At 43.7% G+C, this 15,238-nt stretch carries 12 protein-coding genes and 1 pseudogene; 4 read left to right on the forward strand and 9 right to left on the reverse strand.

Annotated elements, in window-relative coordinates:
- Positions 1-96: 96 nt before the first annotated feature.
- Positions 97-1,113: a hypothetical protein gene (locus QA442_RS01165; protein ID WP_095431001.1), complete on the forward strand. Its 1,017-nt coding sequence runs from the start codon at positions 97-99 to the stop codon at positions 1,111-1,113.
- Between the two features lie 101 nt (positions 1,114-1,214).
- Positions 1,215-1,307, forward strand: a pseudogene (locus tag QA442_RS22170) (hypothetical protein); the annotation flags it as partial.
- A gap of 132 nt (positions 1,308-1,439) precedes the next feature.
- On the opposite strand, the gene ahpF reads toward QA442_RS22170, so the two are convergent.
- From ahpF to gntR, 6 genes are all read right to left on the reverse strand, one after another.
- Positions 1,440-2,969 (reverse strand): alkyl hydroperoxide reductase subunit F, encoded by a 1,530-nt coding sequence (ahpF, locus tag QA442_RS01170; protein ID WP_095431002.1) that lies wholly within the window; start codon positions 2,967-2,969, stop codon positions 1,440-1,442.
- Between the two features lie 13 nt (positions 2,970-2,982).
- Positions 2,983-3,546 (reverse strand): alkyl hydroperoxide reductase subunit C, encoded by a 564-nt coding sequence (gene ahpC / locus QA442_RS01175; protein WP_014666061.1) that lies wholly within the window; start codon positions 3,544-3,546, stop codon positions 2,983-2,985.
- A gap of 473 nt (positions 3,547-4,019) precedes the next feature.
- Positions 4,020-5,426, reverse strand: coding sequence for a decarboxylating NADP(+)-dependent phosphogluconate dehydrogenase (gene gnd, locus QA442_RS01180; protein WP_095431003.1), 1,407 nt, complete (start codon positions 5,424-5,426; stop codon positions 4,020-4,022).
- A 22-nt stretch (positions 5,427-5,448) separates the two neighbouring features.
- Positions 5,449-6,795, reverse strand: a complete 1,347-nt coding sequence (gntP, locus tag QA442_RS01185; RefSeq protein WP_014666059.1) for a gluconate permease GntP — start codon at positions 6,793-6,795, stop codon at positions 5,449-5,451.
- A 28-nt stretch (positions 6,796-6,823) separates the two neighbouring features.
- Positions 6,824-8,365, reverse strand: a complete 1,542-nt coding sequence (gene gntK / locus QA442_RS01190) for a gluconokinase (RefSeq protein ID WP_279473464.1) — start codon at positions 8,363-8,365, stop codon at positions 6,824-6,826.
- The gene (gntR, locus tag QA442_RS01195; protein WP_279473465.1) at positions 8,358-9,089 is read right to left on the reverse strand and encodes a gluconate operon transcriptional repressor GntR; all 732 of its coding nucleotides are present in this window, start codon (positions 9,087-9,089) and stop codon (positions 8,358-8,360) included. Before gntR ends, gntK begins: the two co-directional genes overlap by 8 nt.
- A gap of 194 nt (positions 9,090-9,283) precedes the next feature.
- On the opposite strand from gntR, the gene QA442_RS01200 reads away from it, so the two are divergent.
- Both QA442_RS01200 and QA442_RS01205 read left to right on the forward strand, forming a co-directional pair.
- Entirely contained in the window at positions 9,284-10,432 is a 1,149-nt protein-coding gene (locus tag QA442_RS01200; RefSeq protein WP_279474472.1) for a glycerate kinase, read from the forward strand.
- Positions 10,433-10,524: 92 nt separating this feature from the next.
- Positions 10,525-11,556: a polysaccharide pyruvyl transferase family protein gene (locus tag QA442_RS01205; protein WP_279473466.1), complete on the forward strand. Its 1,032-nt coding sequence runs from the start codon at positions 10,525-10,527 to the stop codon at positions 11,554-11,556.
- A gap of 39 nt (positions 11,557-11,595) precedes the next feature.
- Here QA442_RS01205 and QA442_RS01210 read toward each other — a convergent pair whose 3' ends face one another.
- The 3 genes from QA442_RS01210 to QA442_RS01220 all read right to left on the reverse strand — a co-directional run bounded on the left by QA442_RS01210 (position 11,596) and on the right by QA442_RS01220 (position 15,201).
- The gene (locus QA442_RS01210) at positions 11,596-13,173 is read right to left on the reverse strand and encodes a Na+/H+ antiporter (protein WP_279473467.1); all 1,578 of its coding nucleotides are present in this window, start codon (positions 13,171-13,173) and stop codon (positions 11,596-11,598) included.
- A 142-nt stretch (positions 13,174-13,315) separates the two neighbouring features.
- Complete coding sequence (locus QA442_RS01215; protein ID WP_279473468.1) at positions 13,316-13,726, reverse strand: hypothetical protein; 411 nt, start codon at positions 13,724-13,726, stop codon at positions 13,316-13,318.
- A 14-nt stretch (positions 13,727-13,740) separates the two neighbouring features.
- A complete protein-coding gene (locus tag QA442_RS01220) occupies positions 13,741-15,201 on the reverse strand; it encodes a DUF2974 domain-containing protein (RefSeq protein ID WP_014666051.1) in 1,461 nt (486 codons plus the stop codon).
- Between the last annotated feature and the right edge of the window lie 37 nt (positions 15,202-15,238).

Below are 15,238 nucleotides of genomic sequence, written 5' to 3' on the forward strand. Positions count from 1 at the left end.
ATAAGGTGAAAAAATCGAATTTGCATAAATGGGTAATACGTTGACGATAAAATCTCTTCAATATATAATTTGGAAATAAAATACAGGAGGATAGTATTGATGTTTAGAAAACCAAGAGTCTTAATAACGGCGGTTGTCTTAGCTATAAGCAGTTTGGCTGCAACAACTGTATACGCTCAATCCGGTTACTTTAACACGTATACAACTTATACACCTTTATCAAAATCAGGGTATTTTACTGCGATGCAGGGAATGTGTGTGGATCGCAACAATAATGCTATTTATGCAGCAAAACTGAACAGTGCAACTCAAAAAACTCAATTATTCTCTATTAAAATGAGCAGTACATCGAGTAATAGAACTGTTACACTACTTAAAAATTCAGACACAAATAGTACTAATTATGATTTAGGTCACGCTAATGATTTAGCCGTAAAAGCATCTGCAGGTGATAAAAATGTAAGCATTTATGTTGCTCCAATGTCAGATGGAACTAAATATATAAATAAAATAATAAAACTCAGTGTAGATACAACAAAGAAAACATACAAAGTTGCTAAAACTTATGTTCTGAATTATAAGGGTTCTAATTTATCTATAAGTGGAATTACATACTCAGTAGGAGCAGATAAATTTATCGTTAGATCAGGAAAAAGATTTTTTGTTGGTACGTTTAATGATAAAACTGGACGATTTGATTATGAGGCTACTTTTAAACTCAATTATACGAAAGCTATAGTTAATAATAAGATAGAAGATGTTTCTAAATACATCCAGCAAGGGATTTCCTTCTATCAAGGAACCTTATATGTGCCGCTTTCAAAACCAGATGCAAATGGAAATGCCTCTAATGTTAGCATTATACTAACTTATCCTTTGGATATAAATGGTTTAATTAAAGAACAAAAAGCAACTCCAACAGCTGATTTTTCGAAAGAATTGTTCACCCGTAACAACTTATCTTTCCGGATTACCAGCGGTGCCTATACACTTTTCGAGATAGAATCTGTTGATTTTGATGATGGCACGTTATACTTTAATACGAACCGAGGAAACAAAGGAACACAAGAAGATATGATCGCCACATTTAATAATTATAATTATTATAAGTAAAATCACGTTTGAAATTCTAATATATTAGGGTGCAAGAGATTCTCTTGCACCTTTTTAGGGTAGGGCGGGTGTCTAAGAGGCTAAGCTCTTTACATTCAAAAATTGGGCTAAACGCCTTGGGCATTATTGATATCGTCTTCTTCACAACAGGCGAGATGAAGCGATATAAGAAAGACTCATTTGAGTGGTACTAAAATGTCATTCAAACGAATGGCGAAGAACTATAAGAAGCCGGCCCGAATCATACTGAAGTGCGGTTGGGGTTTTTTATAAAATAAGAAAAATCCGCTATCCTGCCAATCTGGCAATATAGCGGATTTCTTATATTAGTTACGGATTAGGTAATCAAACGCGCCGAGAGCGGCAGTTGCACCTGATCCCATAGAAATAATAATCTGATTGTACGCACTGTCTGTGCAGTCGCCGGCAGCAAATAAGCCAGGTACGCTTGTTGCGCCGTGTTTGTCGACAATGATTTCGCCGATGCGGTTGCGTTCAACCGTTCCTTCTAACCATTCTGTGTTTGGCACGAGACCTATTTGGACGAATACACCTTGAAGTTCAACGTGTTTTTCTTCGCCCGTTTCGCGGTCTGTGTATGTGATGCCGTTAACGCTTTGATCGCCTGTGATTTCTTTTGTTTGTGCATTTTTCACGACAGTGACGTTTGGCAGGCTGTAGAGACGTTTTTGCAGGACTTCGTCTGCTTTCAGTTCTGGCGCGAACTCTAGCACGGTAACGTGATTGACAATACCTGCAAGGTCAATCGCTGCTTCGATACCAGAGTTTCCGCCGCCGATTACCGCAACGTCTTTGCCTTCAAACAATGGCCCATCACAGTGCGGGCAGTATGCGACACCTTTGTTTTTGAACTCTTGTTCACCAGGTACGTTGACATTGCGCCAGCGTGCACCTGTTGAAAGGATCACTGTTTTACTTTTTAGGACAGCGCCGTTTTCGAGTTCAAGTTCGAACAGATCTTTCTTCTCAAGGCGTTTCGCACGCTGAAGGTTCATGACATCAATATCATATTCCTTCACATGCTCTTCAAGACTTGCCGCCAGCTTCGGTCCTTCCGTCGCTTTGACGCTGATGAAGTTTTCGATGCTCATGGTGTCGAGAACCTGTCCGCCGAAGCGCTCAGCGACAACCCCAGTGCGGATGCCTTTACGTGCAGTGTAGATCGCTGCACTTGCACCAGCAGGTCCGCCTCCGACAACAAGAACGTCAAACGGCTCTTTGTCAGCAAACTCAGATGCATCTGCGCCGCTGCCCATTTTCGCAAGGATTTCTTCAAGCGTCATACGGCCGCTTCCGAAGGATTCGCCATTCAGGTAAACGGTCGGCACTGCCATAATGTTTTTGCTTTCAACTTCTGCTTTGTATGCTGCACCGTCAATCATCGTGTGCGTAATGTTCGGGTTCAGCACGCTCATCATGTTTAAAGCTTGTACAACATCAGGACAGTTATGGCATGTCAGGCTGATATAAGATTCAAAGTGGTATTCACCTCTGATCTTCTTCACCTGATCAATGACTTTTTGGTCTACCTTAGGCGGTCTGCCGCTCACTTGGAGCAACGCCAACACTAATGATGTAAATTCGTGGCCCAGAGGGATACCGGCGAAAGTCACGCCAGTGTCTTCTCCGACACGATTGACACTGAAGCTTGGCGTTCTGTTTAATTCAGCTTTTTCAACTGAAATTTTCGATGACATGGAAGCCAGCTCATTAACGAGAGCCAGCATGTCCTTAGAAGTGTCATCTTCGCCTGCGCTAACTTTGAGAACAATGTCATTCTCAATTAGCTGCATATATTGATTTAATTGTGCTTTGATATTTGCATCAAGTACCAATTGAATGCACTCCTTAGATTTTACCTACTAGATCAAGGCTAGGTGTAAGAGTTTCGCCGCCTTCTTCCCATTTAGCCGGGCAAACTTCACCTGGGTTTTGACGAACGTATTGAGCTGCTTTTACTTTGCTGATCAGATTGCTTGCGTCACGGCCGATACCGCCCGCATTGATTTCTACAGTTTGGATAACGCCATCTGGATCGATGATGAATGTTCCGCGGTCAGCAAGACCAGATTCTTCGTCAAGAACATCGAAGTTGCGAGAGATCGTTTGAGATGGGTCACCGATCATTGCGTAAGTGATTTTGCCGATTTTTTCAGAGCTGTCATGCCAGCCTTTGTGTACGAAGTGAGTATCTGTAGAGATAGAGTATACTTCAACACCTAATTCTTGAAGTGCAGCGTATTGGTTTTGAAGATCTTCAAGCTCAGTTGGGCATACGAAAGAGAAATCTGCTGGGTAGAAGCAGAATACGCTCCATTGGCCTTTCAAAGATTCGTTTGTTACATCGATGAATTCACCGTTTTTGAATGCTTTTGCTTCGAATGGAAGTACTTCTTTACCGATTAAAGACATAATGTATATTCCTCCTAAAAATGTATTAGAAAGCATATTCGCTTTCAATAATAATTCTAATTATATATGAATTATTAATTAATATATATTTTTTGTCAAGCCATAACCTACTTTTTTTCATCTTGTTAAAGGTGTGACAGGTAGGATTTAGGCATTTCTTTTATAACAGATGAGAGGCTGATTCTCAATTAGACAAGGTTTTCAGGGACTTTTGTAAATGAGAATGCCAGGACGTTTTAGGCATTTGAACATTTTATGACACCATAGGCAAGGAGCAAAGGACAATGACCAAAAGCAGAATAGAACAAAACAGCAAGCCGCTGTCACATGATGGTCTTGGGGATTGTTTCTAGCTATTATTGTATCACTGTTTATGAGATTTAAAACATAACTTATGTCTTCTGTTGTTTGAGAAGAAAACATAGATGAAAAAAACACGGTTCAGTTGAAACTGACCGTGTTTTTGATACAGGTTATTCAGACCAATTTGTATGGAAAACGCCGTCCATATCAGTCCGTTCATACGTATGAGCGCCAAAGTAATCGCGCTGCGCCTGCAAGAGGTTCGCATTGGAACGCCCTGCGCGGTAGCCGTCGTAATAAGAGAGCGCTGTTGTTAAGCATGGGAATGAGCTTCCGGTGCTGATGCCTTCGCAAACGACTTTTCGCATGCCTGTTTGATAAGCCTGGAGCTTATCTGAGAAATAAGGCGCAATCATCAGGTTTGACAGGTTTGGCTGCTCGCTGAATGCTTCACTGATCACGTTTAGGAAATCTGCGCGGATGATGCAGCCGCCGCGGAAAATCAACGCGATGTCTTTGAGCGGCAGGTTCCAGCCGTAAAGCTCAGATGACATTTTGTATTGGGCAAAGCCTTGTGCGTAGGCGCATACTTTCCCCATGTAAAGAGCCTGTCTGACGTATTCAATCCACGTGTCTTTATCAAAATGTTTTTCTTCCGTTTCCGGACCTGCTAATACATCTTGAGCCGCTACGCGTTCTTCTTTTAAGGATGACAAGTAGCGGGCGAACAAGGACTCTGTGATGATCGTAGACGGGATGCCGTTATCAATTGCCTGCATGCTCGTCCATTTTCCGGTTCCTTTTTGGCCGGTTTTATCAAGAATGACATCGATCAGAGGCTGCCCTGTTTTTTCGTCTTTTTTGCGTAAAATCTCAGCTGTAATCTCTATTAAATAGCTTTTCAGCTCACCTTGATTCCATGTTTCAAAAATAGATGCAATTTCATCAAGCGGCAGACGCAGCGTTTCTCTCAGAAACGTATACGCTTCTGCAATCAGCTGCATGTCGGCATACTCAATGCCGTTGTGCACCATTTTTGTAAAGTGCCCTGCTCCTTTTGGTCCGATATAGACACAGCAAGGGTCGTCTCCGACTTGAGCTGCGATTTTTGTCAGGATAGGAGCGGCTTTCTCATAGACGTCGCGATCTCCGCCCGGCATGATGGAAGGCCCTGTTAATGCGCCGACTTCACCGCCGGAAATGCCGACTCCCAGGTAGCCGATCCCTTTTTCCTTCAGCTCGTCATATCTTCTTTCTGTGTCTTCATAGTGGGAGTTTCCTCCATCCATGATGACGTCGCCTTCTTCAAGCAAAGGCATTAATGATTGGATGACGGAATCTACGGGTTTACCCGCTGTGACCATCAAAAAGATTTTTCTTGGTTTCTCTAACGATTGAACAAAGTCCTCTAGCTCGTAATACGGGCTGAGAGATTGTCCATCCAGCTTTTGGACAAGCTGGTCCGTTAAATCTCTGGTGTAATTATAGACAGCGACGTTTTCACCTTTATTTGCCATGTTTAAGGCGATGTTGCTTCCCATTACGCCTAAGCCTATGACACCAATCGTATTCAACATGTGTTACAGCTCCTTCTTAATTTCATACAACTAAACTTAACAATAAAATGAATCCCAGTCCAGCAACGGAAATAATGGTTTCCAGCAATGTCCATGTGGCAAATGTTTCTTTCATGCTTAATCCGAAGTATTCCTTGAACATCCAGAAGCCGGCGTCATTGACGTGTGAAGCGATGACACTTCCGGCGCCTGTTGCGAGCACGACTAACGCCAGGTTAACATCAGAATGCCCCAATAACGGTATGACCAAACCCGTTGTGCTTAGAGCGGCAACAGTGGCTGAACCTAGAGAAATGCGTAGGATCGCTGCGATAAGCCATGCCAGAATGATTGGCGATAATGCCGTTCCTTTGAATAAGTCTGCTACATAATCGCCAACACCGCCGTTGATCAGCACTTGTTTGAAGGCGCCGCCGCCTCCGATGATTAAAAGCATCATGCCGATTTGTGAAATGGCAGTTGAACAAGAGTCCATCACAGTTTTGACTGGAATGTTGCGTTTGATCCCCATTGTATAGACTGCAACCAATAACGAAATAATCATAGCAGTCGACGCGTTTCCAATCAATCTGATAAAAGCTAAAACGCCATTATCTGCAAACCCGATTGTTTCTTGAAGCAGGTCGATAATGGTCGCGACCGACATGATGATAATCGGGAGCATTGCAGTAAAGACACTGATTCCAAAGCCGGGTGTTTCTTCAAGGTTAAACGTTTTTTGTGTGCCGAGTGATGCAATATTGCCGTTTTTCTCAAATGATGCAGGAACGATTTTTTTCGCGAACTTTGTAAATAACGGTCCTGCGATGAGCACTGTCGGAACAGCAACGATAAAGCCGTACAGCAGCACTTCTCCAATGTTTGCGCCATACTCACCAGCGATCGCCGTTGGTCCCGGGTGCGGCGGCAGAAAACCGTGCGTGACGGATAGTGCTGCGACCATCGGGATTCCGAGAAATAAAATAGAAATCTTCAATTCTCTTGAAATCGCAAAGACAATGGGAATTAATAGAACGAGTCCTACTTCAAAAAATAACGCAATCCCAATAATGAATGAGGCAATGACAACAGCCCATTGAATATTTTTTTCACCGAATTTGTTAACGAGCGTCATCGCAATGCGCTGTGCGCCTCCTGAATCCGCGATCAGCTTGCCCAGCATCGCACCGAGTCCGAAGATGAGCGCGATGTGGCCAAGAGTCCCCCCTATTCCTTGTTCGATGGAGCTGACAACTTTATCGAACGGCATCCCGAGTGCCAGTGCCACGCCGAACGATACGACCAGCAGGGAAATAAATGTGTTTAGTTTTAATCCCATAATCAAAAATAGTAATGCTAAGATCCCAAGTGCAACGATGATTAACGGCATGGTAATGCCCTCCCCTTCATGTCATGTACTATTTGTGTGTGATTAAGCCCCTCTGATAATTTGCAATTTGCGTATATTGATTTTCTAAGGATCTTGATAGATTGATGAAAATCGGCATTAATGTTCTGTACTCTTTGGCTGAGTCTTCGATCGGCGTATGTCTGTATGTGCTGCCGATCATGTCGGACACGGCGTCAAAAGAATCGATTTTTCCTGTCGCATACAGGCCTAAAATGCAGGCGCCGAGACATGAGCTTTCGTAGCTTTCCGGAACGACAACCTCTGATTCGAAGATATCCGACATCATTTGGCGCCAAACCTCCGACCTTGCAAATCCCCCTGTTGCTTGGATGCGGGTTACCGGGCCATCCATGCATTCTGTTAACGCCAGGAACACCGTGTACAGGTTGTAAATGACGCCCTCTAATGCCGCGCGTATCATATGCTCTTTCTTATGCGACATAGTCAGGCCAAAAAAGGAGCCGCGTACATCTGGATTCCACAACGGAGCACGTTCTCCGGCGAGATATGGGTGGAACAGCAGACCGTCAGAACCGGGTCTGACGCGTTGGGCAATTTTCGTCAGCACGTCATATGGATCAATGCCCAGCCGTGTCGCTGTTTCGATTTCGGAAGAGGCAAACTCGTCTCTGATCCAGCGAAGGACGATGCCCCCATTGTTCACAGGTCCCCCGATCACCCAATGCTTGTCCGTCAAGGCGTAGCAGAAAATTCTCCCTTTTTCATCGGTTTGCGGCTTGTCAATAATTGTCCGGATGGCGCCGCTTGTTCCAATGGTGACGGCGATTTCGCCTTTTTTAATGGCGTTGACGCCGAGGTTGGAGAGCACGCCGTCGCTGGCCCCGATGACAAAAGGCGTTTCCGGATCGATTCCCATCTGGATCGCTATTTCCGGGCTGCAATGCTGAAAGATCTCGGTTGTCGGCACGAGTTTGGATAAGTGATCCGGCGTAATGCCTGCGATGCGCAGTGCCTCTTCGTCCCAATCCAAGCTTTTCAGGTTCATCATGCCTGTTGCTGATGCCAAGGAGTAATCGATGACATACTCATTGAACAGATGTCTAAAAATGTACTCTTTGATGCCGATATATTTTTTTGCCTTGGAAGCGATTTCTTTCCGTTCATTCGTGATCCAGGCAATTTTACTTAACGGTGACATCGGATGAATCGGTGTTCCCGTCCGTTTGTACACCTCATGTCCGTTCAATTCATCTTTGATCTTATGCGCCCAGCTTTCGCTTCGGTTGTCGGCCCATGTAATGCATGGCGTCAGCGGCTTGTCATTTTCGTCGATTGCAATGACGCTGTGCATGGCGCTGCTGAACGAAATGAAAGAGATCTGTTTTTCGGGATGCTGTTTTGTAATTCTCGCTGTTGTTTGGATGACGGCCTGAAAAATCTCTTCCGGATTTTGTTCAGCTGTTGAGATGTCCGGTGTATAGAGTGGGTAGCCGATGCTTTCCTTCTGTACCACATCTCCGTTTTCACTGAACAGCACAGCTTTTGTGCTTGTCGTTCCGATATCGATTCCTAACATATAACTAGTCATTGTTGTATTCAGCTCCTTTTGCCAGCATTTGTTGTGAGAGCCACAGGTCTTCTACCTTTTCTTGCACATCATCAAAGTTTTGGTGAAGTGACTGAATCATCAGCGCCCTATCTTTTGTTTTGATGGCTTGAATATAAAGCTCATGGTTATCTAAAATTCTTGTGAAGTCATCATATTTTTCCTTTAACCGTACCCGCATCGATAAAAGAATAAAGCTTTCCATGACAGGTTTTAGATTGTTCCAGATCATTTGAATGTATGAATGATCGATGGCTCTGATTATCGTTTCATGGAACAGCACATCTTGAAATGAAAATTCGTCAGCGTCTTCATATTTGATTGAAACTTTCATCATTTCAAGAATTTTGCTGAGATCCTTAACTAAAGGCTCAATGTCTATTTTGACGAGCCGTTCAAAGACAAATGTTTCTAATAGTAAACGCACATCATAAATTTCCGCGATTTCCTTCTCAGTTAAACCAATTACGACCGCTCCCATTCGTTCTAAGCGGATGATTTTTTCGGATGCGAGTATTTTTAGTGCTTCACGAACCGGCGAACGGCTTACTGAAAACTCGGCGGCAATCATATTTTCTGATAAAATGGTACCGCTTTCAATCAGGCCTGAAACGATCCGCATTCTCAGCTCGTATGCGACACGAACCCCGGTTGACGCTTTTGAGAGCCACTTTGCGGGATACAACAGGTCTTTGGAGTCTAGCATACACTCACCTTCCTCACTCAAGGAGTATACTTGTATACAAGTATGATAACGTGAATGTTTCTTTTATGCAAACACTTTCATTTCTAATTTTTAATTAAATTTTTACCATATTATATAGTATTTATTTCCAGCGGTAGTGTGGTACATTGGAGATCAATAGGTTAATGAATCATGTTTTGAAAGAGGCGATTTGGATGAAAATCATCATTGCACCTGATTCTTTTAAGGAAAGTTTATCAGCTCTGGAGGCCGCCGACGCGATAGAAAGAGGTTTCAAATCGGTCTTTCCGGGTGCTGATTACAGAAAAATGCCGATGGCGGACGGCGGCGAGGGAACCGTCCAGTCGCTCGTTGATGCCACAAATGGAAGGGTCCTAGAGCAGGTTGTGACAGGACCGCTGGGAGAACCGGTAAAAGCGTTTTTTGGCATGATGGGTGATGGGAGAACAGCTGTGATTGAAATGGCTGCTGCTTCGGGGCTGCATCTGGTATCCATTGATAAACGAAATCCGCTCGTCACTACAACAAAAGGAACGGGAGAATTAATCGGAGCAGCTCTTGATGCGGGAGCGGAGCGTTTGATCATCGGAATCGGGGGGAGCGCCACGAACGATGGAGGAGCCGGAATGATCCAGGCATTGGGCGGAAGGCTTCTTGATGACTCAGGACGCGAGATCGGCCCAGGGGGCGGCGCGCTATCACAGCTTGCATCAATAGATATTAGCGGGCTTGATCCCAGGTTGCAGAATGTCAAACTGGAAGTCGCGTGTGACGTGGATAATCCGTTGACAGGGCCAAAAGGAGCTACGGCTGTTTTCGGGCCGCAAAAAGGCGCGACGTCCGACATGGTGGATGTACTAGAACAGAACCTAAGCCATTTCGCTGATATCACAGAAAAAGCGCTCGGAGCAACCTTGCGAGAAAGAGAGGGCGCCGGTGCAGCGGGCGGTCTTGGGTGGAGCCTGCTGACTTTTCTTCAGGCTGATTTGAAAAGAGGCATTGATATCGTTCTTGAAGCGGTTGATTTTGAAAATATCGTTCAAGATGCAGATCTTGTAATTACCGGTGAGGGCCGGATTGACAGCCAAACGGTTCACGGAAAAACGCCGATCGGGGTAGCCAAGGCGGCTAAATCATACGATGTGCCCGTTATCGGCATTGCGGGATCAATATCACTGGACAGTGATGCCGTCTACCGGCACGGCATCGATGCGCTTTTCAGCATCGTTCCCGGAGCCGTGCCTCTAGAAGACGCGTTTGAACATGCCGCGGAATATATGGAAAGAACGGCGCGGGATATCGCGGCGTCTATCAAATTGGCGAAAACGATGTTTTTGATATAGCCGGTGCACATGCCAATGCATAGCCATCCTTCTTTTGGGGTAGAGACAGTTAACACATAATGAGGAATTCATCCCAGAAGGAGGACGCAGATATGACTGTACAAGAAATTAAAGGCAAAAAACTAGTTAAAGGCATTGCGCCAAATGTGGAGCCAGAAGCTCTGTTAAATGATAAACGAAAAGTATTTTTGTTTGGTTCCCCTAGTTACACAAACATTGGCGACCAAGCGATTGCGTATGCGGAAGAGAAATTTATCAAAAATCATTTTCCGTATTATGAATACATTGAAATTATGGATTATGCGACGGATGAGGGCATTGAACTGGTGAAGGAGATCATTCGTGAAGACGATATTGTCTGCTTTACAGGCGGAGGGAACTTAGGAAACCTTTATCTCGATATTGAGGAAGACAGAAGAAAGGTCTTCTCGGCGTTTAAAGACTACAAATCGATTTCTCTGCCACAATCCGTTTATTTTGAGGATACAGAGGAAGGGCAGAAGGAAAAGAAAAAAACACAGGATGCGTACCATCAAAATACAAACTTAACGATTGCTGCGCGTGAAACGCAAACACTCGATGTGGTGAAAGAGACCTTCAACTCCAATGTGATCTTTACACCGGACATGGTGCTTTCCTTGGATATTGTGCCGCGAGAGCTCGAGCGGGACGGCGTTCTCTTTATTTTAAGAGCGGATAAGGAGAAAGTGACTGACGAAGATTTTATTTCACAGATGAAGAAATGGGCAGAAAAAACAACTTACACGGAGCGTACCGATACGGTGCTGGATACGGTCGACACCATCGATTACGCCGATCGTGAAAAGCATTTTATGGAGATGCTGGACCGCATCGGCTCCAGTAAATTGGTGATTACCGACCGCCTTCATGCGATGATTTTCTCGATTATCACGAAAACACCTTGCCTTGTCTTCGGGAACAGCTATGGCAAAGCCAAACATTCATATCGAGATTGGCTTGAAGGCTTAAACTTCATTGAGTATACGGATCAGAATGATGTTGAGGAGCTGGAGCGCATGATTGACCGCCTGCTTCAAGCAGAGCCGAATGACGTTGATTTGTCTAAGGATTTTCAGCCGCTGATTGATTTTTTTAGATCATAAAGGAAAAAGCAGACTACTGACAGTCTGCTTTTTTGTGTATTAATGATCGTCTTCCAAACGAACGATTTCATCAATGATCCGGGCTTGCTCTTGCTCAGCCACTTCGTTTGAGATGATATCTTCTTTTGATAGGTTTTCAATCGCTTGGTATTGAGCGTATAACGAATGTTTCTTCAAAATGGTTTGTTGTTTGTTTTTGAGTTCTGGGTACGTTTCGAATAATTGATTTGTTTGTTGATGCAGCTGGCTGACCTCTTCTTTGTATTGGTCTGTCAGTTCGCTGGAGACAGCTTCGTGTATAAGCAAATGATGTTTGGATTGCTGGACTTCTTTGATGGCGGTTTCTAAGCGATGTCCTTTTGCTAGCAGTTCCTCATATTCCTGATTGCCTTCATCCTTTTGATTCACGCCTAACCGTTCAAGAAGCGGTTTGATGCTGAGGCCCTGGACAACGAGGGAGAATAAAACAACACTGAAGGCGAACACAAGAATGTCTTCACGCCCCGGAAAGTCTCTCGGCAGACTCAGCACCAGTGCGATGGATAGAGAACCCTTCAGCCCGCCCCAATTAATCGTATGCTGCCATGAAGCCGGAAAGTTTTTGATAAAGGCCAGACTAATATAGACGGCGGCACTTCGGGCGATAAGCACAATCACAATCGCCGTAACGGCCAAACCCCATTTATCTGTGAGATCAATTCTCGTAATCTCAAGTCCGACCATTAGAAAGACAAGGGAGTTCGCAAGCAAGGCGGCGACGTCCCAAAAGTTATTGATATTCAGCTTTGTCGTCGGGCTCATGCCGATGTTGGCGCCATAATTACCGAAAATAAGAGCGGCGACAACAACGGCGATTACCCCGGAGGCACCTGCCATTTCCGCTAATAAAAATGAGCTGTAAAACAGAATGATACTGAAAATAATTTCTAAAGGGTAATCATCAAAGTACTTGGTGAGCTGGGAAAAGACATATCCAAGTATGCCTCCGATGATCAGGCCGAGAGAAATCACTTTGACAAACTCCCACAGGCCTAAACCGGCGCCTTGGATGCCGAGATCCAGATATGTCATCAAGTAAAAAGCGGAAATGTTGAACAGCACAACCGCCAGCCCATCATTGAACAGGCTTTCTCCTTCAACGACGATCGAAAGCTTTTTCGGCGCGCCGACACTTTTGAATATGGACAGCACACTCACGGGGTCAGTCGCGCTCATCAGCGCCGCAAAAACAAACGCCGCAGGAATGGCCAGATGCATAAGCCACATGGAAGAAAAGCCGACGATCAGAAACGAGATGAGTGTACCGCCGAAAGCCAGTGCCAGAACGGGCCGTTTGTTTTCTCTCAAATGGGAAAAAGGAAGTTTCAGCGCCGCTTCTCCTAATAAAGCCGGCAAGAATAGTGTTATGATGACGAAGTTAAAGACTTCTCCTTCAGTAATAAAATCTTTAAGCGGTTCTAAGAGCGGAATATGTACAAGTCCAATGATCGTTCCGACAATCACCAGTGCGATGGGATAAGGCTGCCTGCACTTCTTGGCAATCGCAGTGATTCCGGCCGCGATCATAACCAGCAAAAAACCCAGTTCGAAAATATGATGCAAGTCCAAGTGGTCCATTTGAACCTCCTTTATGTTAATCGTGCAACGAAAGAATTACCCTCATTTTGTGAATGATAAACATATCTTATGTAAGACAGCTCTATGTCAGTCTGGAGAAAGCAAAAAAGCAGGCAATTTGCCGGCTTTTGGTTTCTTTATTCTATAAGCCAATGGAATTTACTGCACTCGATACATGAGAACGAACTTTATCAAATGATAATTGATCCTTCATTTTATCAGTGACACTGTCAATCGCTTTTCCTGACATATGATGGTCGAGCATTTTCCGCTTTGTCTTAACAGCCTGCTCGGCATCTGTGATGCTATCAAGGATTGAAGACAAGTGTTTGCGGTCTTCCTGAAGAGCATAGCTTAGTTGTTTCTTGATTGAATTCATCAGCGCCAACTTTTGTTCTTGTCTTTTCTTCTCTTTGTACACCGCCAATTGTTCCGGTGTCATTTCAGATGTATCTAGATGGGCATTTGAAAAAAGCGAGGTGCTTGAATGCTGGCTCGTTACTCTTTGCATAAAACGGTCTGCATCTGTTGGTTTTTTATTCATAAAATTCATGTCTCTTTCTCTCCTTACGAAATCCCCATCCGGCTGGCCGCTGCCAGATCCGCATCATGGTAAGCGTGTCCCATATGGCCAAGGTCATCTGACACCATATGAAGCAAGTGCTGTAAATGAAGTGCTGCATCTACAGCCTGATCATACTTCTCTTTTGAGTAAAAAAGGTGATGCGGTTTGTTCATTTTAAGCTTATTGATCAAATCATCGACATCAGAAATTGATAATTCATCATATGTGCCAAAACCAACCATTCGTGTATGCATGTTCCTGACATCCTCAATAGAATCCTTTACGATGTCATCAATTCTTTCAATTTGGCGTATAATCTTAGACCATTCTGATTCAGCGATATGTTTTAACTGTGTGCTTGTATTCATCAATACATGTGACTTAATGAGAATTGAAACACCTGTATTGCCTTTTACATTCGTTGATTTCATTTGCTTAAGCATCGCTACCGCAAACTCTGGATTGTTTTTTAACACATCATCTACAGTTTGGACAGAGCCATCTGAATTGAAGTTATAGCGGTCCAGACCGTGACTCCCCATTAATGCTTCAACAAATAATGTGACATCAAGAGATTGATTGCCGTAATGTTTAAGAGCAAGCCCAAGCATTTTCACTTCATTAGGGAGACCATTATTTTGTACACCATTCGGCAAAGCCTCGTCATACATTACTTTCACTTGACCCACTTCAGCGGCATCCCGATTCAGCAACGATAAACCATCATTTAAATTAATATATTCTGTTAAGCGGCTGCGGAAATCCCCTTTTAACGCCCGGGCTTTGACATCCTCAGGCAGGTTTTCATATATGTTTGGATTCTCGAAAGTAACGCCGCGTTTGATAAAGTCATTCATCACGACAGCATAGCTTGCGTTAGAACCGCCTAATGAGTGACCGGTGACTTGAATGTCAGCATTTTTAAAGTCTTTATGTATTTTTTTTGCATATTGATCCGCCTGAATGGCTTGGTTCTCTGTCCCGTCATCAAATGGTTTTTTGCCCACCAAATAACTAGTGTCCATGTGAAGCCAATCCTGCAAAATCTCATTTGAATATTCACGAAGCCCTTTTGCTGAGTCATAAAAGGAGCCATCTTCATCTTCAGGAATGTTGATTCCTTTTTTCTCTACTTCTTTAATAAGCTGTTCCCGCTCATCACGATATTGTTTTATTGTATCTTGGAATTGGCCGGGGCTGATGGGTTCTGATCCGCGGTATGCGATGATGGCGTTTTGGATTTTTTCTTTGTTTTTTCCATGATTGGAAATTTTGTATTCTTTTTCGGATACTAAAGTAAGGGCATCAAGCCCTTTTTTCGTTTTTTTATAATCAACTACATATAACTTTTGTCCATTACTTATCTCAATATTAGTACCAATATGATAGTTTCTAAGATTATATGCAGCACTTGATGCTTTATTATAATCTTCGTCTGTAAGTGAATTCTTTTTTCTAGACATTTCTTCACTCTCCAAAAACTTGTATATATTGTATAAT

Source organism: Bacillus stercoris (genome assembly GCF_029772985.1).
Classification (GTDB): domain Bacteria; phylum Bacillota; class Bacilli; order Bacillales; family Bacillaceae; genus Bacillus; species Bacillus stercoris.

Bases quoted from the DNA above. Each gene is read 5' to 3' on its own strand.
- ahpC (WP_014666061.1), bottom strand. From the start codon at position 3,546: ATGTCTTTAATCGGTAAAGAAGTACTTCCATTCGAAGCAAAAGCATTC.
- gnd (WP_095431003.1), bottom strand. From the start codon at position 5,426: ATGTTGAATACGATTGGTGTCATAGGCTTAGGCGTAATGGGAAGCAAC.
- gntP (WP_014666059.1), bottom strand. From the start codon at position 6,795: ATGCCGTTAATCATCGTTGCACTTGGGATCTTAGCATTACTATTTTTG.
- gntK (WP_279473464.1), bottom strand. From the start codon at position 8,365: ATGACTAGTTATATGTTAGGAATCGATATCGGAACGACAAGCACAAAA.
- gntR (WP_279473465.1), bottom strand. From the start codon at position 9,089: ATGCTAGACTCCAAAGACCTGTTGTATCCCGCAAAGTGGCTCTCAAAA.
- QA442_RS01200 (WP_279474472.1), top strand. From the start codon at position 9,284: ATGAAAATCATCATTGCACCTGATTCTTTTAAGGAAAGTTTATCAGCT.
- QA442_RS01205 (WP_279473466.1), top strand. From the start codon at position 10,525: ATGACTGTACAAGAAATTAAAGGCAAAAAACTAGTTAAAGGCATTGCG.
- QA442_RS01210 (WP_279473467.1), bottom strand. From the start codon at position 13,173: ATGGACCACTTGGACTTGCATCATATTTTCGAACTGGGTTTTTTGCTG.
- QA442_RS01215 (WP_279473468.1), bottom strand. From the start codon at position 13,726: ATGAATTTTATGAATAAAAAACCAACAGATGCAGACCGTTTTATGCAA.
- QA442_RS01220 (WP_014666051.1), bottom strand. From the start codon at position 15,201: ATGTCTAGAAAAAAGAATTCACTTACAGACGAAGATTATAATAAAGCA.